Origin of the sequence: Vibrio sp. MMG023 (assembly GCF_021654215.1) — a bacterium.
GTDB classification, from domain to species: domain Bacteria; phylum Pseudomonadota; class Gammaproteobacteria; order Enterobacterales; family Vibrionaceae; genus Vibrio; species Vibrio jasicida.
The window spans coordinates 269,765-293,906 of record NZ_JAKFZP010000007.1 but is presented as its reverse complement, the minus strand read 5'-3'; the positions used below and the strand labels follow the sequence as shown (position 1 = coordinate 293,906).

24 protein-coding genes and 1 riboswitch are annotated in these 24,142 nt (G+C 46.4%); of the genes, 17 read left to right on the top strand and 7 right to left on the bottom strand.

Annotation, left to right across the window (positions count from 1 at the left end; translation table 11 throughout):
* Nucleotides 1-641: 641 nt before the first annotated feature.
* On the bottom strand, nucleotides 642-1,166 hold the full coding sequence (locus L1076_RS22385; RefSeq protein WP_237304506.1) for a DUF3087 domain-containing protein: 525 nt from the start codon (nucleotides 1,164-1,166) through the stop codon (nucleotides 642-644).
* Between the two features lie 158 nt (nucleotides 1,167-1,324).
* On the opposite strand from L1076_RS22385, the gene trmY reads away from it, so the two are divergent.
* Nucleotides 1,325-1,924, top strand: coding sequence for a tRNA (pseudouridine(54)-N(1))-methyltransferase TrmY (gene trmY, locus L1076_RS22380; protein WP_038890998.1), 600 nt, complete (start codon nucleotides 1,325-1,327; stop codon nucleotides 1,922-1,924).
* Between the two features lie 77 nt (nucleotides 1,925-2,001).
* Here trmY and L1076_RS22375 read toward each other — a convergent pair whose 3' ends face one another.
* Together L1076_RS22375 and L1076_RS22370 are read right to left on the bottom strand one after the other, a co-directional pair.
* Entirely contained in the window at nucleotides 2,002-3,345 is a 1,344-nt protein-coding gene (locus tag L1076_RS22375) for a TldD/PmbA family protein (protein ID WP_237304505.1), read from the bottom strand.
* Nucleotides 3,345-4,730 (bottom strand): TldD/PmbA family protein, encoded by a 1,386-nt coding sequence (locus L1076_RS22370; RefSeq protein ID WP_237304504.1) that lies wholly within the window; start codon nucleotides 4,728-4,730, stop codon nucleotides 3,345-3,347. Before L1076_RS22370 ends, L1076_RS22375 begins: the two co-directional genes overlap by 1 nt.
* A 356-nt stretch (nucleotides 4,731-5,086) precedes the next feature.
* A riboswitch (TPP riboswitch) is annotated at nucleotides 5,087-5,197 on the top strand.
* Between the two features lie 104 nt (nucleotides 5,198-5,301).
* Between L1076_RS22370 and thiD the strand changes: the two genes are divergently transcribed.
* The 10 genes from thiD to L1076_RS22320 all read left to right on the top strand — a co-directional run bounded on the left by thiD (nucleotide 5,302) and on the right by L1076_RS22320 (nucleotide 15,195).
* Nucleotides 5,302-6,174: a bifunctional hydroxymethylpyrimidine kinase/phosphomethylpyrimidine kinase gene (gene thiD / locus L1076_RS22365; protein ID WP_237304503.1), complete on the top strand. Its 873-nt coding sequence runs from the start codon at nucleotides 5,302-5,304 to the stop codon at nucleotides 6,172-6,174.
* Nucleotides 6,164-6,919: an ABC transporter ATP-binding protein gene (locus L1076_RS22360; RefSeq protein ID WP_054756659.1), complete on the top strand. Its 756-nt coding sequence runs from the start codon at nucleotides 6,164-6,166 to the stop codon at nucleotides 6,917-6,919. Before thiD ends, L1076_RS22360 begins: the two co-directional genes overlap by 11 nt.
* On the top strand, nucleotides 6,912-7,712 hold the full coding sequence (locus L1076_RS22355; protein ID WP_237304502.1) for an ABC transporter permease: 801 nt from the start codon (nucleotides 6,912-6,914) through the stop codon (nucleotides 7,710-7,712). Before L1076_RS22360 ends, L1076_RS22355 begins: the two co-directional genes overlap by 8 nt.
* 46 nt (nucleotides 7,713-7,758) lie before the next feature.
* Nucleotides 7,759-8,709 (top strand): ABC transporter substrate-binding protein, encoded by a 951-nt coding sequence (locus tag L1076_RS22350; RefSeq protein ID WP_237304501.1) that lies wholly within the window; start codon nucleotides 7,759-7,761, stop codon nucleotides 8,707-8,709.
* A gap of 54 nt (nucleotides 8,710-8,763) precedes the next feature.
* The gene (gene tenA / locus L1076_RS22345) at nucleotides 8,764-9,432 is read left to right on the top strand and encodes a thiaminase II (RefSeq protein ID WP_045383249.1); all 669 of its coding nucleotides are present in this window, start codon (nucleotides 8,764-8,766) and stop codon (nucleotides 9,430-9,432) included.
* Nucleotides 9,433-9,445: 13 nt separating this feature from the next.
* Nucleotides 9,446-10,237 carry a hydroxyethylthiazole kinase gene (gene thiM / locus L1076_RS22340; protein ID WP_054756657.1) on the top strand — a complete coding sequence of 264 codons (792 nt, stop codon included), beginning with the start codon at nucleotides 9,446-9,448 and terminating at the stop codon, nucleotides 10,235-10,237.
* A gap of 46 nt (nucleotides 10,238-10,283) precedes the next feature.
* Nucleotides 10,284-10,898 (top strand): thiamine phosphate synthase, encoded by a 615-nt coding sequence (gene thiE, locus L1076_RS22335; RefSeq protein WP_237304500.1) that lies wholly within the window; start codon nucleotides 10,284-10,286, stop codon nucleotides 10,896-10,898.
* A gap of 260 nt (nucleotides 10,899-11,158) precedes the next feature.
* Nucleotides 11,159-13,297, top strand: coding sequence for a glycoside hydrolase family 3 N-terminal domain-containing protein (locus tag L1076_RS22330; protein ID WP_237304499.1), 2,139 nt, complete (start codon nucleotides 11,159-11,161; stop codon nucleotides 13,295-13,297).
* Nucleotides 13,298-13,396: 99 nt separating this feature from the next.
* Nucleotides 13,397-14,407 (top strand): helix-turn-helix domain-containing protein, encoded by a 1,011-nt coding sequence (locus tag L1076_RS22325; protein ID WP_237304498.1) that lies wholly within the window; start codon nucleotides 13,397-13,399, stop codon nucleotides 14,405-14,407.
* 62 nt (nucleotides 14,408-14,469) lie between these two features.
* Nucleotides 14,470-15,195 (top strand): phosphatase PAP2 family protein, encoded by a 726-nt coding sequence (locus L1076_RS22320; RefSeq protein ID WP_237304497.1) that lies wholly within the window; start codon nucleotides 14,470-14,472, stop codon nucleotides 15,193-15,195.
* A 78-nt stretch (nucleotides 15,196-15,273) separates the two neighbouring features.
* On the opposite strand, the gene L1076_RS22315 is transcribed toward L1076_RS22320, so the two are convergent.
* Both L1076_RS22315 and L1076_RS22310 read right to left on the bottom strand, forming a co-directional pair.
* The gene (locus L1076_RS22315) at nucleotides 15,274-17,721 is read right to left on the bottom strand and encodes a molybdopterin guanine dinucleotide-containing S/N-oxide reductase (protein ID WP_237304496.1); all 2,448 of its coding nucleotides are present in this window, start codon (nucleotides 17,719-17,721) and stop codon (nucleotides 15,274-15,276) included.
* Between the two features lie 23 nt (nucleotides 17,722-17,744).
* Nucleotides 17,745-18,839 carry a NapC/NirT family cytochrome c gene (locus L1076_RS22310; RefSeq protein ID WP_042601151.1) on the bottom strand — a complete coding sequence of 365 codons (1,095 nt, stop codon included), beginning with the start codon at nucleotides 18,837-18,839 and terminating at the stop codon, nucleotides 17,745-17,747.
* A gap of 231 nt (nucleotides 18,840-19,070) precedes the next feature.
* Between L1076_RS22310 and L1076_RS22305 the strand changes: the two genes are divergently transcribed.
* From L1076_RS22305 to L1076_RS22280, 6 genes are all read left to right on the top strand, one after another.
* Nucleotides 19,071-19,622, top strand: coding sequence for a GNAT family N-acetyltransferase (locus tag L1076_RS22305; protein ID WP_054756647.1), 552 nt, complete (start codon nucleotides 19,071-19,073; stop codon nucleotides 19,620-19,622).
* 28 nt (nucleotides 19,623-19,650) lie between these two features.
* On the top strand, nucleotides 19,651-20,382 hold the full coding sequence (locus L1076_RS22300) for an SDR family oxidoreductase (RefSeq protein WP_237304495.1): 732 nt from the start codon (nucleotides 19,651-19,653) through the stop codon (nucleotides 20,380-20,382).
* A 9-nt stretch (nucleotides 20,383-20,391) separates the two neighbouring features.
* A complete protein-coding gene (locus tag L1076_RS22295) occupies nucleotides 20,392-20,856 on the top strand; it encodes a GNAT family N-acetyltransferase (RefSeq protein ID WP_237304494.1) in 465 nt (154 codons plus the stop codon).
* Between the two features lie 414 nt (nucleotides 20,857-21,270).
* On the top strand, nucleotides 21,271-21,741 hold the full coding sequence (locus L1076_RS22290) for an HAD family hydrolase (protein ID WP_237304493.1): 471 nt from the start codon (nucleotides 21,271-21,273) through the stop codon (nucleotides 21,739-21,741).
* A 59-nt stretch (nucleotides 21,742-21,800) separates the two neighbouring features.
* Complete coding sequence (locus tag L1076_RS22285; protein WP_237304492.1) at nucleotides 21,801-22,301, top strand: GNAT family N-acetyltransferase; 501 nt, start codon at nucleotides 21,801-21,803, stop codon at nucleotides 22,299-22,301.
* Nucleotides 22,302-22,373: 72 nt separating this feature from the next.
* Complete coding sequence (locus L1076_RS22280) at nucleotides 22,374-22,829, top strand: GNAT family N-acetyltransferase (RefSeq protein WP_038868185.1); 456 nt, start codon at nucleotides 22,374-22,376, stop codon at nucleotides 22,827-22,829.
* 14 nt (nucleotides 22,830-22,843) lie between these two features.
* On the opposite strand, the gene L1076_RS22275 is transcribed toward L1076_RS22280, so the two are convergent.
* Nucleotides 22,844-23,503, bottom strand: coding sequence for a hypothetical protein (locus L1076_RS22275; RefSeq protein ID WP_237304491.1), 660 nt, complete (start codon nucleotides 23,501-23,503; stop codon nucleotides 22,844-22,846).
* 68 nt (nucleotides 23,504-23,571) lie between these two features.
* Nucleotides 23,572-24,015 (bottom strand): cytochrome c, encoded by a 444-nt coding sequence (locus L1076_RS22270; RefSeq protein ID WP_104038503.1) that lies wholly within the window; start codon nucleotides 24,013-24,015, stop codon nucleotides 23,572-23,574.
* Nucleotides 24,016-24,142: the final 127 nt, after the last annotated feature.

The following is a 24,142-nucleotide window of genomic DNA, read 5'->3' as shown; positions in this document are numbered from 1 at the left end:
GTTATCGTTCCCCGAAGGTTCAGATAACTCGTTTCCGCTCGACTTGCATGTGTTAGGCCTGCCGCCAGCGTTCAATCTGAGCCATGATCAAACTCTTCAATTTAAAGTTTTTGATTCCCTAACTAAATAGGGAGAGGCTCAATGAATACTGACTTCAAAACTACTTATGTAATTTTAAAGCTATTATCGTTCCAACAGAACGATAATGAATTGACTGTGCCAAGTCCGAAGACTTGATTGGTCACTTCGTTTCATTGAAACCTAATTTGAAACTGCTCTTTATTAAGAGAAATTTCTAATTGGATTATCATCAACGAGTGCCCACACAGATTGATAGGTCTATATTTTTAAAGAGCTTGCTTCGTAAGCTTTGCTATCGAAGCGGAGGCGTATTCTAAGGAATTAATTCTTAGTGTCAAACACTTTTTTAAATTAATTTTTAGAAGCTTTTCTTTCGCCTCATTGCCAACCGCTTTTGCGTCTCCGCTTTGCCTTGACAACGGAGGCGCATTATAGGGAGATGATTTTTCTTGGCAACCCTTTTTTAGAAAAAAACTTAAAAAAAAGCGTCGAGTGATGAAATCTCACTCAAACGCTTATTTTTAGCACTTAGTTGTTAACTTCAAGTAGCAAATAGGCAATCAATATGTGTCTATCCAAGACTCTTCAAAGCACGTGATATCCAGATCCAGTGATTGCGCCGCTTCTATTTGTTCAATTGCCTCTAATTCTTTATTTACACTGCTCATCGTCAATGTGTTGTTGTCTAACTCAAACACCTGACTTTGAGTCGTATAGTAGAACTTAAGTATCGTCAGCGCTTTTACATCGTGCTCAGCTGAAGCGGCTTTAATGCTTTTCAGTTTGCGAAAGATCTTGTTGTGAAGCTGCTTGAGTTTCCAGACATACAACACTTCTTCCATATAAGGGCGTGTTTTGAATTGGTTCAACAAAGACAGTGAAGTGGCCAAGGCGAGCACAACACCAATTAAGTTCCAATGAAAGTTCCCCGTCGATTGTTCAGGTACTACCTCTGCATTACCGAACAAGACAATTAATAAAGTACTAAAAGCAAGAGAAGAGATAGCAAGCAAGGCAACAAAGCCACCAATCACTAGGTTGACCTTCTTTCTATAGACTTGTTTGTTTATTTTTTTGATTTCCATATACCGCTCCTAACAGGTTGCCTCTATTCTAACCAGCACACTCCGTACGACAATCGAAGCTTTGTAAGCAAGTTCACATTTGCTATTAAACTCGCATCCATTCCCTGCTTGGGTATATACTTCCGCGCATTCACTCTTCCTATATAGAGGCTAAATTCATGCGCTCTTTTGTTTTACGAGCTCGCGCGGCACCAACCACCAGCAAAGCACTGTTAGAAGGTGTTGGTAATGAAGCGCATACAGAAATTCTTGCTCATACCATGATGAACACTATGTTCGTTGCTCAATCGCACCGCGAAGATGTGGTTGTGCACTTGGTTTTAGAAAGCACAAAAGATTTCTCACGTACCATTACCATTCGCTCCAACGACATCACCAACATTGGCGGCTTCCATGAGTCAACCTTGATTGCAGCAGTGGCTCGCGCTTTAGACGCTTCGGTTGGTATGGGTAAAGAGCAGCTTCGTGAAGTCGAACCTGGTATCACCGTTCGTACCGTCAGCTTTGAACGCCTAGTGCAAGAACTGGCAGAAGATCACCAACTATATATGTTGGATAAAAAAGGCGAATTTGTTCGTGATGCAGAAATCGGTGGAAACCCATGTTTCTTGCTAACTGACCATATTCCGATGCCGAAGAAGTCTTATAACAGCTTGAAGCGCCTTGGCACAGAGAAGATCAGCTTAGGTCCTAAGATGCTTTTCGCTTCTCAGTGTGTGGTATTGATCCACAATGAGTTGGACATCCGCGAATTTTAATTCTCGCGAGTTAATCATTCGATAAAAGAAAGAGGACTCCATTGAGTCCTCTTTTTGTTTCTATAGGAATGCGGGGGTTATTTACCACCAATGCTCAAACGAGCAAAGCGTACATCTGGAGCAAAGAAGGTGCGACTATCGCTAATAAGCTGAGTATCACCCACTGCCTCAACTTCTTGCAGCATCTTGTAGAAGTTACCCGCTACAGTGATACCACGTACTGGTTGAATGCGCTCACCATCACGGCACAAGAAGCCACTCGCACCAAACGAGAAATCACCACTCACTGCATCCGCGCCAGAATGGACACCTTGGAGTTCGACTAACTCTAGGTACTCACCCGCTTTTACTTCTGACGCACTGCTGTTACCTGTCGCAATCACTTTGTGATTCGCTGATACATCTAGGCTCGATTTTGCACCGCGAGCAGCACTAGCCGTAGATACTGCGCCCAAGCAACTTGCGGTCTGGCTGTTGTGTAGCAAGGTTTTCAACTCACCATTAGCAATCATCACATTGTCTTGAGTAGCAAAGCCTTCACTATCAAAACTTGCGATTGCCATACCATTTGGCATGTAAGCCGTATCAGTAAAGGTAATTAAATCACTCGCAACACGTTGACCAAGCTTATCACCCAGTGGCGTAATGCCTTTCATCGCGCTTACGCCAGAGAAAGCACTGCCGAAAGCACCGAATAAACTTGCTAGCGCATTGATATGGAAGATAGCAGGGTAGTTACCCGTCGCAACCGGTGCACCTTCAAGAAGATCTCGAGCAAGGTTGTAACCGCCTTCTATACAGTAAGCTGGATTCAACTCATCAAAACGGCGACCAAGTGACATTCTACCCGCCATTGACTGTTTGCCGTCTTTTTCAAACAAGGTATACGCGTAACAAGTGAACGAGCGCTCGAAATGTTGACACAATGTGCCTTGAGTATTGGCAATGATCAGTTGTGTTTCGCCATCGCTGTAACCATTGTAAGGTGCGCTAGAAGCGTGAGGTAGCGCTACTACGCCTTGCTCAAGTGCGAGAGACAGTTCGATTTTTTCGTCAACAGAAGTGGTATCTTCTTGCGCAATCTCAGCAACATCAGTCGCGATTTGGCTGTTCACGCAACTAATAGTCTGATGTTCGTCTTGCTTGGAAAAGCGAGCGCTTTGCAGTGCGTTGGTCAGCATCAAATCTAAGCTTGGGTGCTCTAACGACTCAGAATAGCTTGTTGCAACACGCGCATCTTTCACGACACGAACGCCCAGAACTTGGCTTGAGCTTACTTTGTACTCATCCAGCTTTCCTTGGTTCGCTTTCAGAGAAAAGCTACTGTTGCGGTTTACAATGACGTCCGCTTCTGCACCTTGACGTTTTGCTTCTGATAGGACGTAATCAACCGCATTAAGAAGTTGTTGTTCTTGGCTCATTAGTTACCGCCTCCTACCAGAATGTTATCGACTTTCAGCGTTGGCTGACCGACTGTTGTTGGTACTGAACCACTTACGGAACCACACATGCCCGGCGCAAGTGCCATGTCTTTGCCGACCATGCTGATTTCTTTCAACACTTTTGGACCCGTGCTGATCAGCGTTGCAGTTTTCAAAGGTTTGGTGATTTTGCCATTTTCAATGAGGTAAGCTTCACGAACGGCAAAGTTGAACTCACCCGTGCCCGGTTGAACCGAGCCGCCGCCCATCTTCTTCGCATAGATGCCACGTTCGATGCCTGCCAGCATATCATCAAGTGAATGCTCGCCTTCTTCGATAAAGGTGTTACGCATACGCGAGGTTGGTGCGAACTTGTAGTTTTGACGACGACCAGAACCCGTTGGCTCGTAACCTGTCTTCATGCCACCCATTTTATCGACCATAAAGCTGGTTAGCTTACCGTCTTTGATCAATTGAGTGCGCTGAGTCTTCATGCCTTCGTCATCAACATGAATCGAGCCCCATTCGTTGGTCATGGTGCCATCATCGACTGCATTCACTGCGGTGTGAGCAACCATTTCGTCCATCTTGTCGTGGAATACTGAAGCTTTCTTCGCAACCGAAGTGGTTTCTAGCAAGTGGCCACAAGCTTCGTGGAAGATTACGCCACCAAAGCCGTTACCAATTACCACTGGCATTTCACCCGATGGACAAGCATCTGCGCCAAGTTTTACCAACGCTTGTTGCGCGATAGTTTGACCTAGCTCTTTCGCATCAAGCTGTTCACTGAACTCCCAACCAGAAAGAGCACCAGGACCTTCCATACCAGAAGACTGCTCATTACCTTTTTGAGCGACAGTATTACCAGCAACTCGTATGTAGTGACGGGTATCGTCAACGTGCAGACCTTCTGAATTGAAGATAGACACTTGTTGTTCACGCTGAAGCACACTGCCAATGAACTGGCTGATATGTTCACTCTCAGCACGTGCTGCTTGGTCAACTTGCAATAGGAAAGCAATTTTAGAATCTAGGTTAGCGTCTTTGCCAAGTGGCATACGACAACCATGTTGAATTGGATAGCGGTTCAGATTGAGAGAACCTGCTGACGCGATTTGCTCACGCTTATCTTTTGCAGCAAGCAGTGAGGTTACGCGTTTTAGTTCGGCTTCATCTGTGCTGTTGGTGTAACCGTAAAGCACTTTATGACCGAAGAAGAGACGAATACCGATACCAAAATCGATACCCGAGTTCACCTTATCTACCTCGCCAGATGCGATCTGGACAGTGTTGGTTTGATGGTGTTCAACGAATAGCTCAGCGAAATCAGCCCCTAAAAAGAGGGCATGATCGATCACCGCTTTCGCTGTTACAGAATTAAGCATGAAATCTCCTTGCTCGTTGATCGTCCTAGCCTTCCCCATCTTTGAGTTAGACTCTGTTTATAACAGTCACAACCTAAATTGGATGACTCAAAAGCATATTGGCAACGCGTTAAATATTAACACTTTTTTAACCTTGTTTTATGCTAATCCTTGCTAAGTCAAAGAACGATTCGTTACGTATTATGTCGACATCTCACTATTAGATAGTGTCTTGAACTGCCAGTTTCAATGCAGCACGTTATTTACGCTAAATTCTGGTCTCTCTTTACTGCTCTCAAGTCTCATATTTAATCGATTGCCCCCTCTTGGCCGGAAAAAATACGTGCACCGCAACTGAGTGAACTGCTATTATCTTGACGAAATAGTCGGGGGGCCCATGCAGTGAATGCGTCGGCTGAGATCGAAATTCGAGACCCGTTGAACCTGATTCAGTTAGCACTGACGTAGGGAACTATCATCACTTTGCCACTAGCCTGCTTCAAGTCTGTATCGACGCAGCTAGCCTCAATGGATCCATACACCGATCTTCAATGGCCAAGTCAGTTCCTTTACGTCTGTAATAGGAGCGACCATGGCGCAGCAGTCAAGCCAAGAAAAACCATCAACACAGCCACAAGCAGCAACTTCAACAGACACACCGATTGTGTTGACGATTGCAGGTTCTGATAGTGGCGGCGGCGCAGGCATTCAAGCCGACATCAAAGCGATGTCAGCAACCGGCAGTTTTGCTTGCTCGGTAATCACGGCGATTACTTCGCAAAATACCCAAGGCGTTTCTGCGATTTTCCCCATTCCTCTCGACCATGTAGAGAGCCAACTCGATGCGGTATTTACCGACCTCAACATCGTTGCAGTCAAAGTAGGCATGCTGGCCGATTCCAACATCATCAAAGTTGTTGCCAACAAAATTAAACAATACCAGCCAAAACACCTCGTGATTGACCCTGTAATGGTGGCCACCAGCGGCGATCTATTACTGGAACAGTCAGCAATCAGCACTTTAAAAGAAGAATTGATTCCGCTCGCAGACATCATTACCCCTAACCTACCAGAAGGCGCAGCCTTGACGGGTAAGGCAGTGCCTCATTCAGAATCTGAAATGAACGATATGATCGCTGATTTACGCGCGCTCGGTGCAAAGGCGGTACTGTTAAAAGGCGGCCACTTAGAAAAAGACGAAAACAGCAACGATCTGCTGATCATGCAAGACAGCGCCGAGTTAATCAGCGCTAAACGCTTTCCAACCAAAAACACCCATGGCACAGGCTGCACGCTGTCTTCTGCTATCGCGTCTTATCTTGGACAAGGCAACAATCTGCACAAAGCGGTGCACCTTGGTAAGCAGTACATCAGCCAAGCTATCGCGCACGCTGACGAATTGGATGTCGGTAAAGGTCATGGCCCTGTAAACCACTTTTTTGCAGGTCACACGCATGTGCGCTAACGCACTCGGCATTCAGCTTACCGAAGCAAGTCTGCAATACAAAGACAGCCAAACGCCAACATTAGAAGGGTTGAGTATGACCATCCCTGCCAATCAATGGACTGTGTTACTTGGTCGCAGTGGTTGCGGAAAAACAACGATCCTTCGTTATCTAGCGGGTTTGTTAGACGACAAAGTCGAATGGCATGGTGAATTAACCACAACGGATGGCATCGCTCTGCACGAACGTATCGCCTACATGGCGCAGCAAGACTTGTTGCTGCCTTGGTTAAATGTGTTAGACAACGTCTGCCTCAGTTCTCGATTTTCTCAAGACCAAGCACCAGAGCAAAATAAACAACGAGCACTGACTTTACTCAAACAAGTGGGGCTTGCCGATTACGCGGATGCTAAGCCAGCTCAGCTCTCTGGCGGCATGAGACAGCGTGTTGCCCTTGCTCGCACTCTGATGCAAGACAAACCTCTGGTTCTGATGGATGAGCCTTTCTCTGCGTTGGATGCGGTTACTCGCCATAAGTTGCAAACCTTGTCTGCCGAATTACTGAAAGATAAGACGGTTGTTCTGATTACCCACGACCCACAAGAAGCGGTGCGATTATCTCACCAACTCTATGTGTTGCAAGGCACACCTGCACAAGCTCAGCACTTGGTCGTTCCGGACTCCAAGCCTCCAAGAGTTCTCGATGGAGAGTGCGCCGCGCTACAACAGGCGATTTTGGATCAATTGGAGAAAGACTATGAGTGATATGACTCAGTACAACTCCGTTTCGGCACGCATTGGTAAAAAAGAACGCGTGACCCATCCGGCTCTGCGCTTAATGATCAGCACGGCGGTGATCTTGGGATTGTGGCAGTTGGTCGTGGTGATATTCGATATGCCAAGCTTCATCTTACCTTCACCAATTGAAGTGCTGGATAGATTGGTCACTCGTTACGATGTCCTGCTCAAGCATACTTGGGTTACCGCGCAAGAGATTTTACTTGGCTTGGCGCTTGGATTATCTATGGGTTTGCTGTTCGCATTGCAAATGCTGATGTTCGAACCGCTGAAGCGTTGGTTACTGCCCATGCTGATTGCTAGCCAAGCGATCCCTGTGTTCGCTATCGCGCCAGTACTCATGCTTTGGCTCGGTTACGGCATTGCATCGAAAGTCGTCATGGCGGCGATCATCATCTTTTTCCCCGTCACGACATGTTGCTACGACGGCTTGCGCAATACACCAACAGGTTACCTCGATCTTGCCAAGACCATGGGCGCGTCTAAATGGCAGCTACTTCGTCATATTCAATTGCCAGCCGCACTACCAACGTTAGCCTCAGGTATTCGTGTTGCCGTCGTTATTGCGCCAATTGGAGCAGTGGTCGGTGAGTGGGTAGGTTCAAGTGAAGGCTTGGGTTATCTGATGCTCCAAGCCAACGCTCGCATGATCATTGATGAGATGTTTGCGGCGCTGTTTATCCTCGCCGTGCTGTCTATCTCACTCTACTTCATTACCGATAAATTATTGAAAAAAGCCATCCCTTGGGAAAGCAAGTAATTGCAGAAAATAACCAAAGAAAATTGGGAAAGAAAAGGAAGAACCCGTGAATAAAAACAAACTTATGAGCGCTGCTACTCTACTCGCTTCAGTGGTATCAACCAACGTGCTTGCCGCTGAAAAAGAAATGACACTGATGTTGGATTGGTTCGTCAATCCAAACCATGGTCCTATCGTGATTGCCAAAGAGCGTGGTTACTTCAAAGAGCAAGGTTTGAAGGTCAACATTCAGGAGCCCGCAGATCCAAGCACACCACCTAAGTTGGTCGCGGCGGGTAAAGTCGACATGGCGATTTCTTACCAACCAAGCCTAACTATCGATGTCGCGGCTGGTTTGCCACTAATCCGCTCTGCGACTTTGATTGCTACGCCACTCAACACGTTGATGGTGTTGGACAACGGTAAAAATGAAAACCTTGGCGACTTGAAAGGCAAGAAGATCGGTATTGCGATCGCAGGCAACGAAGAAGCAACAATCGGTACTATGTTAGCTCAAGAGAACGTGAAGTTTTCAGACGTACAAATCATCAACGTAGGTTGGGCGCTATCTTCGTCTCTTGCGTCTGGCAAGGTGGATGCGATTTGGGGCGGTCTACGTAACTTCGAAACCAACCAACTGGCACTAGAAGGTTATAAAGCTAAGGCCTTTTTCCCTGAAGAGCACGGAGTACCAGCGTATGACGAGTTGGTCTTCGTAGCCAATGCAAAAACCTACGACAAAGAAGCCATCAAGGCATTCAATAAAGCACTAGAGCAAGCAACCACTTACATCGTTAACCATCCAAAAGAGTCGTGGAAAGAGTTCGTGGCTTATTCACCAGACACCCTCAACAACGAGCTTAACCAACGCGCTTGGAACGACACGCTAACTCGTTTCGCTCTTCGTCCATCTGCAGTAGATCTGAAACGCTACGATGATTACGCCGAGTTTATGTATTCACAACAAATCATCGAAACACTGCCAAAAGCGAAAGATTACGTACCGAACTTTGACTAATTCTACTGACCTTAGGATCTCAGCCTAGGGTCTTTTGATAACGAGATACCCATAATGAAATACCAAGATTTGATCGACGCTTGCCGCCAAGATTGGCAAGAATACACTGAGCATGCTTTCGTGCAGCAATTGGCGCAAGGCACTCTGGCTCAGCCTTGTTTTCTGCATTACCTAAAGCAGGATTTTCTTTTCCTAAAACAGTACGCACGAGCTTACGCATTAGCGATCTACAAAGCACGTACTTTGGATGACATGCGCCGTGCCCTACCAAGCGTACATGCATTGCTAGATTCTGAAATCGCCCACCACGTGACTTACTGTGAGCAATGGGGACTGACAGAATCCGACCTAGAAAACGAGCCAGAAGATTTCGGCACTGTGGCTTACACCCGCTACGTATTGGATGCTGGCATGACGGGTGATCTTGTTGATCTTTACGCAGCACTTGCTCCTTGCTCTATCGGTTATGCCGTTATCGGTAAGATGCTGATTGAAGATGAAAAGACAGTACTCGAAGGCAATCCATACGCAAGTTGGATCAACCTCTACGGTGGTGAAGAGTTCCAATCTGGTGTCGCAAAAGGGGCAGAACACTTTAACCAGTTATTGGCGGAAATCGATATCAACAGCCAACGCGGTCAAAACCTGATTCAGGTATTCAAAACCGCAACACGTATGGAAGTGGCATTCTGGCAACAAGGTCTAAACGCTCAGCAAGATTAATCGGAGGAGTCTCATGTTAATTGAACAAATCACCCAAGCATTAACCGCAGTACGCCAGCAAAAGCCATTAGTCGTCAACATCACTAACTACGTGGTGATGAACAACACGGCAAACGCCCTATTGGCTATTGGTGCTTCTCCAATCATGGCGCACTCCAAGCAGGAAATGGCAGAGATGATGTCGTTCGCTGGCGCACTGGTTATCAACATCGGTACCTTAGACAGCGTTTGGACACCGCGTATGAGCTATGCCGTAGAGCAAGCCAATGCCAATGATAAAATCGTGGTACTCGACCCTGTCGGTTGCGGAGCAAGCTCACTGCGTACCGAGACATCACGTGAGATCGCACGCCTTGCAGATAAACTCATCATCCGAGGTAACGCTTCAGAAATCATTGCTCTCGCTGGCGAGCAAGCACAAAGCAAAGGCGTCGATGCGTTAGACAGCAGCGACGCAGCTCTTGGCGCAGCAAACTTCTTAGTCTCAGAGTATGGCGCGAGCGTGGTGATTTCTGGCGAGACTGATTACATCGTCACGAAGGAACAAACCGTGCAACTGAACAATGGTCACGAGATGATGCCATACGTAACCGGAATGGGTTGTACGCTAACGGCTCTTACAGGTGCTTTTGCTGCTGTTGGTGATAACACCGGACTTGCTGCAGCGGCGGTACTGGGCGTTGTTGGCGAGATTGCAGCGGAACAAGCTCGCGGGCCAGGTAGCCTGCAAATGAACCTGTTGGATGAGCTTTACCAGTTGGATGAAGAAACGCTGGCCAAACGCCTAAAACTCCAAGTGAGTTAAGCTTTCTCTAACAAGTACCGGCCTTGAGAGGCCCAAAGGAAACAAAATGAACGCCTATCGTTTATATTTGGTCACCGATGACCAACAAGATTTAGCCACACTAAAGCGTGTTGTGAGAAAAGCCGTGGAAGGTGGCGTGACCATGGTACAAGTCCGCGAAAAACACGGCGATGTGCGTGCGTTTATCGAACGTGCTCAAACCGTGAAAGACATCCTTAAAGATACCGATGTGCCTTTAATCATCAATGACCGCGTAGATGTCGCACTGGCTGTCGATGCTGATGGGGTTCACCTCGGGCAATCAGACATGCCCGCAACTATCGCTCGTGAGTTGATTGGACCAAACAAAATCCTCGGCTTATCCATCGAAAATGAAGAGCAGCTTGCAGAAGCGGACTCTCTTCCGATTGATTACATCGGTTTGAGCGCTATCTTCGCGACGCCGACCAAAACCAACACAAAAAAACATTGGGGTGTTGATGGTTTGAAGATGGCGTTAGAGACGACCTCTCTACCGATTGTTGCCATTGGCGGCATTAACGAAAGTAACATTCCGCAGCTTAGCGCCACTGGTGTTCATGGCTTGGCTTTGGTTTCAGCAATTTGCCACGCGGAAGATCCCAAAGCAGCATCGGAATATTTATTAGGGTTGATGCGCTAACCCTGATCACTCCAGAACAAAGCGCTTATGGATGAGCACTTTGATCTCTGTATTTCGCTACTCTAAAAGACCGATTGAAAACCAAAGAAGAAGTAGACTCTTCTCTTGCACCGAGATATTCATCACACTAATCATTCTGACAGAATCTCACACTTTCCCTATTCTGCACCTGAACGCCAAAACCTTGCTCCCTAAAGGAAATACTTTCCTTCACCTCCAGAGTCATACTGCGCCAAACAAGATAACAAAAGGCAATAACGATGAAAACCTCTGGAAAAAACCTCTTAGTCTTTGCGCTGCCTACCCTACTCATTAGCGGTTGTGGATCAGATTCAGAACAAATCACCATACCAATATTGGAAACCAAAACGCTCAATCTTCTCAAGGTCGACGGGCTAACCTTTAAGGATCATAATAAGAATGGCGAATTAGACGCTTATGAGGATTGGCGACTGAGCCCAAAACAACGCGCAGAGAATCTTACTCAACAAATGAGCAACGCCGAAAAGGCAGGCTTGATGATGCACGGAACATTCGTACTCAGCAGCGATAGCTCAAGACTCGTTTTTAAAGGCGATGGCATAACCAACACCACATTAATTCAAGAACGTTTCCTCAATACCTTTATAACTCGCCAAGAAGGCGATGCCACTCTGATGGCAGAAGATAATAATCATGCTCAAGAATTGGCGGAGCACACTCGCTTAGGGATTCCTGTTTCTATTTCAACCGACCCACGCAACCACTTTAATGCCGCATTAGGAACTTCAGTCTCTTCTGGCGATTTTTCACAATGGTCGGAAGCACTCGGCCTAGCCGCGATCGGCGATGCTGAGTTCACGAAAACCTTCGCCGATGTCATTCGTCAAGAATACCTAGCCGTCGGCATCAACCAAGCACTCCACCCAACCGCTGACCTCGCTACTGAACCAAGATGGGGGCGAGTGAACAGTACATTTGGTGAAAACGCCGAGTTGTCACGAGAAATGACTAAAGCCTATGTCCAAGGTTTACAACACAACAATACCGAGCTGACGAAAGATGGAGTCTGGGCGGTCGTAAAACATTTTGCAGGTGGTGGTCCGCAAGAAAATGGCGCGGATGCACACTACTTCGCTGGCCGCTATCAGGTTTATCCGGGCAACAACTTTGACTACCACCGCATTCCATTTAAAGGCGCTTTTGAAGCTGGCGTTGCGGGCGTGATGCCTTATTACGGAATTCCTTATGAACAACTGCCGGAAAGTGAAGGTAATGTTGGCTTTGGTTACAGCAAATACATCATGACCGATATTCTTCGAGGCGAAGAAAACTTCGATGGCGTGTTGCTATCAGATTGGTTAGTCGCTAACGATTGTGTCGATACATGTCGAACTGGGATCATCACACATGAAGATGCAGAGAAGAATCCGTTCACTTACTTAGGTATGCCTTGGGGTAAAGAAGACGAAGATTCAACAGAGCGTTTCGCTGCTTCTGTCGATGCGGGTATTGACCAATTTGGGGGTATCGATGACCCTGCTTTATTGCTTGCGAATATTGAGAGCGGGCGTCTGACCCAAGAGCGCATCGACTTATCGGTAAATCGAATCCTGACGAATAAGTTCAAACAAGGTTTGTTTGAAGACCCATTTGTTGATGTCGCCAAGGTCAATGATGTGGTCGGTAAAACAGAGTTCCAAGAGCTGGGTATTGAATCTCAAGGACGCTCCGTTACCTTGTTGAAAAACGACAACAACGCATTGCCTTTATCAGTAGAGGAGTTAGGTAAAGTGTATGTCTACGCCAACTATGGCGGTACAGAGCAACCAAGCATTGTCGACAACGCACAACAATATGGCTTAAACGTCGCAGAAAACATGGCAGATGCTGACACCATCATTATTCGTACGCAAACCCCCGCCACTCTCGCCACGGCATGGTTCCCATTTGGGGTCGCTATGCCGTCTGGCGAGCTTGGTTTTGTAGCACAGGAAGACTTCCAATTACGTCCTTACGAAACGCAACCTGACCGTGAACCGGGAGAATCTGCACAACTTTGTTATGAGGGTTTGACCGACAACCTAGGAGCTTGTATTTACAATAGTGGCAATGTCTATAGTGTTATTAATCAGGCTATCAACTCAGGTAAGCGAGTAATTTTTGATGTATTCATGATTCGTCCAGCAGCCCTAGGTAATATCAACGATCAGTTGCCAATCATTCTGGCGAACTTCGGTACATCGGACGCTGTCTTTTTTGATGTCATCACCGGTAAATTGAAACCAGAGGGTAAGTTACCTTTCGGCCTTCCAAAGTCGACCGATGAGGTGGTTGCCAAAGGTAAAGAAGATGTTCCTTCTTATGAAGAAGATCCGTCAATCACGCTATACCCATTTGGATATGGTCTTAGCTACTAACTTTCGTTGCTACACTAACGTCATGAATAGGTAGCAACGCAATAAACACAGCATGGCTTGCGATCAAATTACGCGCCAAGCCATGCTGCATTGAACTGTATGAAATATATCCACCATCATGTTTACACTCGGCTCTACACTTATCTCGCGCAACACAAACATATTGAAGGGATAAGTGATGAATTATCCAAATTAAATCATCGCTTGGATAAGGTTCAGCACGTCTCAGAGAAGCACTTTCAAGAGCTGTGTTATATTGTCGCGAAATATGAAATTCCTCTTCCCGCTCATGATATTTCAATCTCTGAACTATTGAGCACTTATCCAGAATTTGCCTACGTCCTCAATGCACCAAATGCGACAGAAGCCATTCACCGTCACGTTCAGTTCAAGCCGATTATGGGCTCACGTGACCGCTTGTATTATCGGATAACACCGCAAGGTGATGTTGTTGTCCATTACGTACAAGATGAAGGGGTTATCGACATTTATGGCCCTATACTTAACTTGTGTTTTATTGCTAAGGCACTCACTAACTTGTCTCTTCCGCCTGATTCAATGCGAATTCAGTCCAATAAATTTATTCCGAATATCAAAGACTTTGAACAAACGAGTGGTATCTCTATCTACACCGGCCCACAAAACTTACTCATATTGAAAGCTCCCTTTGCTCAGCGCCAACTCAACACCAACAACCCCTTGTTAGATCAGCACCTCAAACGTCAACTACAACACTCTCTTTCTCAATTGGAGCTGTTGAATGATTTAAGCACCACAGAACTCGTGATGCTGACATTGGAGCGCCTGTATCATCATGATTCTCTGGTCCGTGCATCGAACAAGCTACTCAATCTAATGGGTTACTCTCGCTGGACGCTTGCCCGCAAACTCAAACAAGAAGGGCAAACTTTTGATGAATTGCTAAACCAATTCAAACAAAAGAAGTGTTACGAGGTCTTGTCCTACACTTCCATTCCTCTTGTTACTTTGTCTGAGCGGTTAGGCTTTCAATCTCAATCCTCACTCAATCGTTTCACGATGCGCAACTTTGGCCTCTCCCCAATGGAGATCAGAAGTAAAATAAACAAGACCGAATTGACAGAGCGTTGATAAGTTTTTCACATCGATTGTCGTAAGATAGCCGCCTATTTTCGACTGCTGTATGACTTTTCATGAAAACTAAAAAATACGGTTTGATGATGCTCGCCTTGTTCATTCTTGGCATCATCCCACTTTCGCTGTTTGCCTCGTATCACGATCTTACTTCTCACGTTTCTGACGGCACTGGCATTATCTTTACTCTGCTAACCGATTCTGCGGGCAGTAAAGGCTTTTTGATCACTCTCACGCTGTTGGTGTTGTCGCTTTACCGCTACAAACCTAGCCCGTCTGATTGGATGCAAAAACTCTCCATGCTGGGATTGTTACTGGTAATTGGTTTTGCCAGCAAAACAGGCTTGAAGCTTATGACAGAAAGCCCACGTCCCTACACCGAATTGCTTGCTGCAGAGCAATTAATTGAACACCCAGAAGCGTTTTATCAACTAGAAACCGCTCAGCAAGCGAGTGTGATTGGTGAGATCTCCGAAAAAGTCAGTGAATGGCGCACTCGTCACTGGCAAGGTGAAAAAGACTATTCCTTCCCATCTGGTCATACGATTTTCGTTTCTATCTGTTTAGCCTTCTTTGGTGGGTTATTTTTGCAGAACAAGTGCTACTTCTCTGCTGCTACCCTATGGGTTTGGGCAATGGGCGTGGCGTACAGTCGCTTGTGGCTCGGCATGCACCGGATTGAGGATTTGATTGGTTCAGTGGTTTTTGTCTCCGTCGTGTTTACTTTGCTGCCTGCATTTCAAGTTACTAAAAAAGCGCCTTTCGTTGCCTTAACGACCAAGTAAAGATCTGAAAAATAGATAAAAGAGAAGCCAGCAAGTTGCTGGCTTCTTTAGTTTTGTATCTTAGGTTCTAGACCATGCTTAACCGTTCTTAGGCGGTGTGAATGCGGTTAGTTCTAGCACTGGACCTTCGTACTTCTCGATACGAACCAATGCAGAGTTAGCCGCACAACCGTTCGCAAGGCGAGAGGTTGGAATATCGAGCGTTAGAACGTTACAACCACCGTTTTTACAGATGCCTGTTTTCGGGTCTAGATCTGGCCAACCACCTTCGTGGATACACACAGAGCCTTGCTTGATGCCATCAGTCACCAATGCACCAACCAGAACTTGACCACGGCCATTGAAAGCGCGAACAAGATCGCCAGTCTTAATGCCACGCGCTTTTGCATCTTCAGGGTGGATAGAGATCGGTTCGCGGTCCGCAATTGCGTACTCTTCACGAATCTTCGCGTAGTTGAACTGGCTGTGCAGACGGTGTGCTGCGTGTGCTGTCATCAGCTGAAGTTCACCATCAGTTGCGTTACCCGTGTACTCTGTTGGCTCTAACCATGTTGGGTGTGGAGGGCAATCCTCTAACTGGTAACCTTCGATAGTGCGAGAGAAGATCTCAAACTTACCACTTGGTGTGCCTAGTGGGTTCATGATTGGGTTTTCACGGAATTCAGCGTAACGAACGAACTGTGCGTTTTTCTCGTTCCACTTCATCTCGATCAACTGGTTATCTTCCCAGAACTTGCTGAAGTTTGGCATTGCGATGCGTTGGCCACGACCGCCTTGTTGCGCCGCTTTGTAGAAGCCGTACAACCATTCCATTTCAGTCTTGCCTTCGGTGTAAACATCACGACCACCCGGAGCTAGAAGTTCTGACATATCCGCAAACACATCAAAGTCGTTACGCGCCTCGCCCTGAGGCTCAACCACTTGCTTCATTGGCACTAGGTGTTGGTTACTGTAGTCACCTGTCATGGTCATATCGTTACGCTCGAACGATGTGGTGATAGGTAGAACAATATCCGCGTGCTTCGCTGCCGCTGTCCAGTATGGTTCAGAGATAACGATAAGCTCTGGTTTTTGCCACGCTTTGATCAGACGGTTAGTGTCTTGGTGGTGAGTAAAGTTCGCACCGCCTGCCCACCAAATCATCTTGATCTCAGGGAACGTTAAGTCATGACCATTGTGGTGGTAGCTCATGCCTGGATTTTCTAGTGCTTCAACAATACGTGCCACTGGGAACGCGTTAACAGAACCAGAAACGGCCCAGTCGTTACCTGCAGAAGAACCGCCGCCTAGAGAAGCAGAAATAGCAGGAAGTACACCCGCATCACGTGAAGGGTTACCGCCGTTTGAGTAGTGGTAAGAGAAGCCAAAACCACCACCCGGTAGACCAACTTGGCCCAGCATGGTAGCTAGCGTTACCAGCATCCAGTGACGTTGCTCACCGTATTGCTGACGCTGCATACCCCAGCCCGCCATTAGCATTGTGCGGTTTTTGCTGAAGATATCTGCAAGCAGCTCAAGTTGCTTAACTGGCACGCCACAGATCTTAGATGCCCACTCAGCAGACTTCTCAACGCCATCTTCTTTACCCATTAGGTAAGCTTCGAATACGTCGTAACCTGTGGTGTATTTTGCTAGGAATTCTTTGTCGTGCTTACCTTGTTTCACAAGCGTATGCGCGATACCCATCATCATCGCCACGTCCGTCATAGGGTGCGGAGCAATCCACTGTGCGTTGTCACCGAAGAACTCGATAGTTTCTGAACGCATTGGGTCGATAGCGATAACCGTCTTACCTGACTTCTTAAGCTGATGGAAGAACTCAAGGCCCGCACAGTCTGTTGAGCTCCAAGCGATTTTCAGTGTGTTGATTGGGTTAAGACCCCAAAGCACCACAACGTCACTGTTCTCAAGAACCACAGGGTAAGTCGTTTGCTGTTCGTAAACTTCAATAGAACCTACCACGTGCGGCATGATCACCTGCGCAGCACCCGTAGAGTAGTCACCAAGGTGACCTGAGTAACCGCCCGCCATGCTCATGTAACGTTGTAGAAGCGTTTGTGCTTTGTGCAACACACCACTTGAACGCCAACCGTAAGAACCAGCAAACACCGATTCAGCACCGTGCTCTTTACGAATGCGCATGTGTTGCTCGTGAATCAGTTTGTAAACTTCATCCCAAGACACGCGAACGAATTCATCACTACCACGCACGCCTTCTGGCGCTGATGGGTTTGCCAAGTAGCCTTTACGTACCATTGGGTACTTAACACGAGCTTTCGTATGAACTTGGTCAGGGCCCGTATTTTGAAGGCTGTTTGGTACCGTTTGTGGCAATGCGTTCGTGGTTGAAATCAGCTTACCGTCTTTTACTTCACACAGCATTGGGCCCATACGACCCGCTGTAAGTACACCTGAACCACGCTTATCAGACGCAAGCGCGCTCATTGGCGTCAATGAAGTGAAAGCCAGAGCACCAGCAGTAAGACCTGTGCCTTTTAGAAATCCGCGACGAGTTAAATTAGTCATAATCTTATCCTTCTATTTCTCTATTAGTGACCAACCACATCTTTCGCGTGGTGCTGGAAGAACTTAGTCAAAATTTCTAGGTTTTCTGCTGAAATATCAGTGCGATCACCCATACTCTTCGCTACAGGACCCCATGCGTTCACAGTAAAGTGATTTGAAGGAATTTTCGCGTGACAAGTTGCACAGTAAACGTTGTCCAACTCTTCTGCGTATGACCAAACCGGCTCTAGCGTATCAACCACTGGAGAATCGATCATTGCCGTTAGAGAAACAGGACGCCACTCGTTGCCGTATACGTCTGCTTTGAACTCGCCAGCTTCAACTGCTTGTTGGCCTTGTTCAGATAGTGTTGCAACAATCGCGCGTTGACCTTCACCCATGTAAAGCACTTGCTCAGCGCCTTTCATTTGGAATGCATTGATCTTAACGGTGCGGTTGTCACCTTCCGCTTTCACAACGTTCAGTTTGGTTGTTGGGTTCACTGTACCAAAATCACCCATGCTGATAGATGTCACTGGGTAAACCACTTTCGCATCGGCTGCTGTTTTGGTTGTGAAGCTCATCAGTGTTTCAAACGCTTTGCTATCAAGCTCCGCTTCTGGAGCGAAGTGCGCTACGCCTTTGTGACAGTCGATACACGTTTGGTCATTCGCTTTGCCGTATGCGTGCATCTTCGCCGCATCACGTGATTGCTCGAACTCTTCCATTGCATCGAAGTCGTGACAAGAACGACAGGTTGCCGAATCGTTTTCACGGAACTGCTCCCAAACCATCTCTGCAAGTTCAGTTCGGTGTGCTTCGTACTTCTCTGGCGTGTCGATCTTACCTGTTACAAACTCATGGTAGATGTCTTTTGAAGCGCGGATCTTAGTGACCAAGTAATCCATTGGCTCTTTCGGAATGTGACAGTCCGAACATTCTGCGCGAATACCTTTGGCGTTACTGAAGTGCACTGAGCCTTGGTACTCTTTGTAAGGGATTTCCATAGAGTGACAAGAGAGACAGAACTCAGTGTCCGATGTGTAATGCATCACTGCTGCGGTGCCACCTAAAGTTAGCCAGCCCACACCAATACCCACTGCCACCATTGCGGCGATATAACGTTTTTTAATTGACATAATTAGAAATAAATACTCACAAATTCACATGCTTTGTCGCATATTTACCTCTTTAGTAGTATCTGGTAATTGATCTGAGTCATACGTACACCCTAGGTGGTGACTTATTTTTCGTTATTGAGAGACTCCTTGGCATATTCCATATTTCCGAAAAATCTTTCTTGACCGAACCTATTCGCAATAACAATAGATGTTGTTTATCAAAGCACTTTTGATATGTTTGTGTGAGATATGAAAACTCGATCACATGGAGGCGATTCAAACGTGTTATCTCTACCCATTTCCACCCCAAGAACTGAGCTTAAACCGCTAACGAAAAGTGATTGGGTTCTGTATCGCCGCTTGAGTAGCGAGCCACAAATCATCGCGCTTTGTTTTGACCCGCCGACCGAAGACGAAATACGCCAAAAGTTCGAATCACGGTTACCTGTATGGACACCGCAAAGCGAGCATTGGTTGTGTTTGGTGATTTATGAAAAACAAAGCGCACGACCAATCGGCATCACTGGCTTTGTATTGCAAGATGGTATTGCTGAAGTCGGGTATTTATTGCTGCCAGAATTTTATGGCCAACAGTTTGGTACGGAATCTCTTACCTGTGTGATTGAGTGGGCGTTTGAGCAGCACAAGATTTCTCAGTTTTCCGCCACGGTCACAGAGGGCAATATTGGCTCTGAACGAGTGCTGGAAAAATGTGGCTTCAAACTCATCGAGACCATCCCCGAAGCCTATGAAATAGGTGAGAAAAGGTACGCAGATAAGCTCTATTCATTACAAAAATAATATTCACGACAAAAAATAAGGATGTGTTTTGCAGAAAGTAGTCATCATCACAGGCGCAAGCCGAGGCATCGGAGCCGCAACCGCCAAATTACTCGCCAAACAAGGCTATGCTGTATGCGTTAACTATCGCTCGCAAGCCGGGGCTGCCGCGCAAGTTGTTCGTGAGATTGAGGAGGTTGGCGGTAAAGCCATCGCCATCAAAGCGGATGTTTCCGATGAGCAACAGGTACCCTCATTGTTTGAACAAACCGAACAAGCACTCGGAAAGGTCACTCACCTCGTCAACAACGTGGGCATCTTATTCACCCAGTCTCGTCTTGCGGACATGAGCCTTGAGCGATTCCAAGCTGTGATGAACACTAATGTGACGAGCTGTTTTCTTTGTTGCCGAGAAGCAGCAAAACGATTTGAATCTGGCAATGCGATTGTTAATGTTTCTTCTGCCGCATCCCGCTCTGGTGCACCATTTGAATACGTTGATTACGCCGCCTCTAAAGGCGCAATGGACTCGCTCACCAAAGGGTTATCGCTAGAGTTGGCGGAGCATAACATCCGTGTAAATGGTGTTCGCCCCGGCTGTATTTACACCGATATCCATGCCGATGGCGGCGAGCCGAATCGAGTCGACAGGCTCCGTGAAAAAATCCCTCTTAAGCGAGGAGGCACGGTAGATGAAGTGGCCAATGCCATCGCGTGGCTACTCAGTGATGAAGCTTCTTATGTCACAGGTTCGTTTATCGATCTAGCTGGCGGAAATTAAGGAACAGTAATGAAAATTAGATCAGCAACACCCAACGATCTCGACGCACTCTTTGTATTAAACACGCAAATTAGCGAACTTCACTTTCGTCATGCGCCACACACTTTTGTACCACCTTCTGAAGAAGACAGAACCTTTCTCGCAGATGCGCTGGCCGATGATGCTCGATTGGTGCTCATAGCCGAAGAAGGTCAACAAGCACTTGGCTTTATCACTGCGACCATTACCCAAAATGAAACTATCAGCTTTTTAATCAAAGACCCGATTTGCCGCATTGGCACCATCGTCGTCGATGAAAATCAGAAGTCAAAAGGCGTTGGCCGAGCCTTAATGACGGCCGTTGAGCAGTGGGCACGCGAGTCAGGTGCAACTCAAGTCCGCTTGGAAGTCATGGAGTTTAACCACAATGCGCAGCAGTTTTACGACAAACTGGGCTTTGTTCCCAACTCCCGTCTTATGATGAAGTGTTTGTAACGATCACGGCATTTAAGCGAATTTCAGCGTTAAAGCTAACGTGAATCGCATTTATCTTTCGCGCTTTCCTTCCCTTTTCGAAAAGACGATATGATGTACGGATATACCCAAGTGACTTCAAGATGCAGGATTCAGAGCGTTGTCATTGATTCGAGGTCAAGGAAAACAACGCAGTGTAATAGCTAGCTCTTTCCAAGTTGTTTGAAGCAACCATTGGTTTAATAAAAAAGCGAGTCAATGACACGCTCCCGAAGGGCCCTCTTTACAAATAGTAAGGGACTTGGCTTGTATACTTTGTTGTCGATTCTTGATTTGGGTCCACCAAACCTTTAAATCGCCGCCGCGTCTACAAACCAAGTCATTCTCGCTGAACCAAGCATCTCAAGGTTACTTGGGTATAAAGGAGATTCGAACATGATTTATCTTTTCGATTGGGGAAACACCTTGATGGTCGATTTTCCTCACGCACAAGGAAAAATGTGCGATTGGGAACACGTTGAAACCGTTCCTCAAGCCAAAGAGACTCTGGCTCAACTTACCCAACATCACCAAGTTTATATCGCGACTAGCGCTTCAGATTCCGCGATGGAAGATGTGCAAAAAGCCTTTCAACGAGTCGGACTCGACCAATACCTTTCTGGCTACTTTTGCTTTGCTAACCTTGGGATTGCCAAGAATCAGCCTGATTTTTATCTTACGGTCGCAAAACAACTGGGCGTTGAGCCGAGCCAACTCACCATGGTTGGCGACTTACCAGAAAAAGACATTTACCCAGCAATGGACGCAGGGTTAAACGTCGTTTGGTTCAATCCTCAAGACTTCCCAGCGCCAAACAAACCCATCCCAAATCAAATACGTTGTTTGTCCAAGTTGCTAAGCACCTAACCGACATACGCACAAATACACTAAGCCACTAAACTTTATGCACCAATCAAGGAAGATGAATGCAGATTAGACCGATTACCGTCAACGACATTGACCACTTTATTTCGCTCTGGAATCGCGTTTATGAGGAAGGAGAATACTTACGCTCGCCAGCGCCGGACAAAGCGATGCTGAGTGAGGTAATCACTCGTGTAGAAATAGAATCCATTCCCCAATTTGTGGCCTTCGATGGAAAACGCCTAGTTGGCAGCATCGAAATCTTTCCAGCCGAAATGTGTGGCTATGAAGGAGGAGAATTCGCTAAGACGGGCATTCTTGGCATCCATATTGACCGCCACTATCGAAACCAAGGGTTAGGAAAGAAGCTACTTACCACCGCCATTCAAAGCGGTTGGCAATATGGCTATGACACTATTGCGTTGAATGTTTACAAGACCAACCACCCTGCGATTGCTCTGTATGAGAAGTTTGGCTTCGGGCATTGTGGCGAATTAGGTGAAGTGCTGCTGCCCAATGGGAAATATCTAATGAGCCAAAAAATGGTGTTGAAACGCACATAGACTGACAGAAAATTCTTTTTCATCTAACCGTTCGCTATACTCAATAAGTTGACCAATTTCACTGAGCCGATGATGATTACATTCCAAACTTTAGCGCCCAACCAAATTCCAATGGCTTTATTGCTAGAAGCCGATCCAGACCAAGATAACGTCAAGCATTATCTAGAAGAATCACTGGGATTTGTCGCGTTAGAAGGAAAAAAGATCATTGGTGCTTGTGTCGTTTTGCCTTTATCTGGATCTTCTATTCAAGCTGAAATCATGAATGTATCTGTAGAACCAACACATCAACAGCAAGGGATTGGCACTCAATTATTGCGTACTGTGATTGATGAACTGAAGATGCAATCATACGAAAAGTTGGTGCTGGGCACAGGAACCTTTGGTTATCAACTGACTTACTATCAACGTTTGGGTTTCAGGGTAGAGAGCGTGGATAAAGATCACTTCTTACTCCACTACCCAGAACCAATTTGGGAGAACGGTATCCAGCACAAAGACATGCTGCGTCTGTATCTAGACCTTTAAACATAAAGGCTTAGTTAGCTTTTCATATCCAACTTTTTACCCAAGTATTCAATTTCAAAAGTCGCATACCCAAGCTGTACCGCTTCAAAAGAGTACATCAGGTTTTGCGCCTGTTGGGCATCTTTCGCCAATACGGCGACGGAGTAAATCGGACGCTCAACACCATTGTCCAACACTTGGGTATTGATGTAAGACGAGGTGACTAAGCCAGAGTTGTTCAAGCTGATCACTCGCTGCAAGTCGACACCCAATACACGGTCCATTTCTAACGCTTCAATGCCCTCTTTCCAACGCAACGTCACACTGTAGTTATCACTTTCTGGCGTGTTATCTAACCATTTGGCGCCTAGTGGTTGAATGCTCGCGATCTTCACCAAGTCTTGCTGGTACATAGGTAAGTCCTGCAATTTAGTCGCAACTTCCGCCTCGTTATTAGCCGACAACACGAAACGCAAAATCTGTACTGGTTTACCATCGATACTGCTTGGTAAAACAAACATGTCTTTCACATCACCTTGTTGGATCAGTTGGCTAAAGGCCACTTTCTGTTCTGGCAATGTTTTGAGAACCTGTTCCGAATCATTGGTGTTCCAAGCCAGTTCCACGCCGTAATCAGCAGCAAAGCTAGAGAAAGAAGCCACAGTAAGCGTGCTTAATAGAATGAGTTTTTTCATAAGGTTACCTTTCACTTAACGATTTTCTTTTTTGCTTCAATATAAATTCAATGTTGTGGATCGCTTGATTACCAACGACTGCGGTATGCACGATGGCAGCTTCGGCAAGTGCTCTGAGCCTGCTTAAGTCCTGCCTCAGCCGATGAAATTTGTTGGTTCTGCGCAGCTTGATATAACTGTGCAAACCCTTCATCCATTTGTAGCATCAAGCGATTGAAGTTATCTGGTTTGCTCCACACTTCTTTCTTCGCTTTGCTCTCAGCTTGGCTTCCCTCTGGAAACGCTTGTTGCAGCTGTACGCTATGACGAGTGAGTTCAAGACCAATCTGCTCTAGTGCGTGCCAATCGGTATTGCTGCCTTTCAATGTCTTGCCGGCTTGTTTCGACAGGGACTCTATTTGCTCAAATGCATTCTGACGCGATTTAATTTGAGCGCTGAAGTCTTGGGCAAGCACTGTTGTTGATACAAAGATGGTCGGTAAAAGTGCAATCAGTGCCAATGTCTTTTTCATTTCATACTCCTGGTTTTTCGTTATTGCTGTGTGGTTGCAAATAAATTTACACAACAATCATTGCGTACGCAACTATTGTTGTGTAAATTACCGTAAAGAAGATCATCACACCGAGAAAAGATCGAGG

What these genes read in the sequence shown, in the direction of transcription:
- L1076_RS22385 (WP_237304506.1), bottom strand. Translation starts at nt 1,166, where the DNA reads ATGGAAATCAAAAAAATAAACAAACAAGTCTATAGAAAGAAGGTCAAC.
- trmY (WP_038890998.1), top strand. Translation starts at nt 1,325, where the DNA reads ATGCGCTCTTTTGTTTTACGAGCTCGCGCGGCACCAACCACCAGCAAA.
- L1076_RS22375 (WP_237304505.1), bottom strand. Translation starts at nt 3,345, where the DNA reads ATGAGCCAAGAACAACAACTTCTTAATGCGGTTGATTACGTCCTATCA.
- L1076_RS22370 (WP_237304504.1), bottom strand. Translation starts at nt 4,730, where the DNA reads ATGCTTAATTCTGTAACAGCGAAAGCGGTGATCGATCATGCCCTCTTT.
- thiD (WP_237304503.1), top strand. Translation starts at nt 5,302, where the DNA reads ATGGCGCAGCAGTCAAGCCAAGAAAAACCATCAACACAGCCACAAGCA.
- L1076_RS22360 (WP_054756659.1), top strand. Translation starts at nt 6,164, where the DNA reads ATGTGCGCTAACGCACTCGGCATTCAGCTTACCGAAGCAAGTCTGCAA.
- L1076_RS22355 (WP_237304502.1), top strand. Translation starts at nt 6,912, where the DNA reads ATGAGTGATATGACTCAGTACAACTCCGTTTCGGCACGCATTGGTAAA.
- tenA (WP_045383249.1), top strand. Translation starts at nt 8,764, where the DNA reads ATGAAATACCAAGATTTGATCGACGCTTGCCGCCAAGATTGGCAAGAA.
- thiM (WP_054756657.1), top strand. Translation starts at nt 9,446, where the DNA reads ATGTTAATTGAACAAATCACCCAAGCATTAACCGCAGTACGCCAGCAA.
- thiE (WP_237304500.1), top strand. Translation starts at nt 10,284, where the DNA reads ATGAACGCCTATCGTTTATATTTGGTCACCGATGACCAACAAGATTTA.
- L1076_RS22330 (WP_237304499.1), top strand. Translation starts at nt 11,159, where the DNA reads ATGAAAACCTCTGGAAAAAACCTCTTAGTCTTTGCGCTGCCTACCCTA.
- L1076_RS22325 (WP_237304498.1), top strand. Translation starts at nt 13,397, where the DNA reads ATGAAATATATCCACCATCATGTTTACACTCGGCTCTACACTTATCTC.
- L1076_RS22320 (WP_237304497.1), top strand. Translation starts at nt 14,470, where the DNA reads ATGAAAACTAAAAAATACGGTTTGATGATGCTCGCCTTGTTCATTCTT.
- L1076_RS22315 (WP_237304496.1), bottom strand. Translation starts at nt 17,721, where the DNA reads ATGACTAATTTAACTCGTCGCGGATTTCTAAAAGGCACAGGTCTTACT.
- L1076_RS22310 (WP_042601151.1), bottom strand. Translation starts at nt 18,839, where the DNA reads ATGTCAATTAAAAAACGTTATATCGCCGCAATGGTGGCAGTGGGTATT.
- L1076_RS22305 (WP_054756647.1), top strand. Translation starts at nt 19,071, where the DNA reads ATGAAAACTCGATCACATGGAGGCGATTCAAACGTGTTATCTCTACCC.
- L1076_RS22295 (WP_237304494.1), top strand. Translation starts at nt 20,392, where the DNA reads ATGAAAATTAGATCAGCAACACCCAACGATCTCGACGCACTCTTTGTA.
- L1076_RS22290 (WP_237304493.1), top strand. Translation starts at nt 21,271, where the DNA reads ATGATTTATCTTTTCGATTGGGGAAACACCTTGATGGTCGATTTTCCT.
- L1076_RS22285 (WP_237304492.1), top strand. Translation starts at nt 21,801, where the DNA reads ATGCAGATTAGACCGATTACCGTCAACGACATTGACCACTTTATTTCG.
- L1076_RS22280 (WP_038868185.1), top strand. Translation starts at nt 22,374, where the DNA reads ATGATTACATTCCAAACTTTAGCGCCCAACCAAATTCCAATGGCTTTA.
- L1076_RS22275 (WP_237304491.1), bottom strand. Translation starts at nt 23,503, where the DNA reads ATGAAAAAACTCATTCTATTAAGCACGCTTACTGTGGCTTCTTTCTCT.
- L1076_RS22270 (WP_104038503.1), bottom strand. Translation starts at nt 24,015, where the DNA reads ATGAAAAAGACATTGGCACTGATTGCACTTTTACCGACCATCTTTGTA.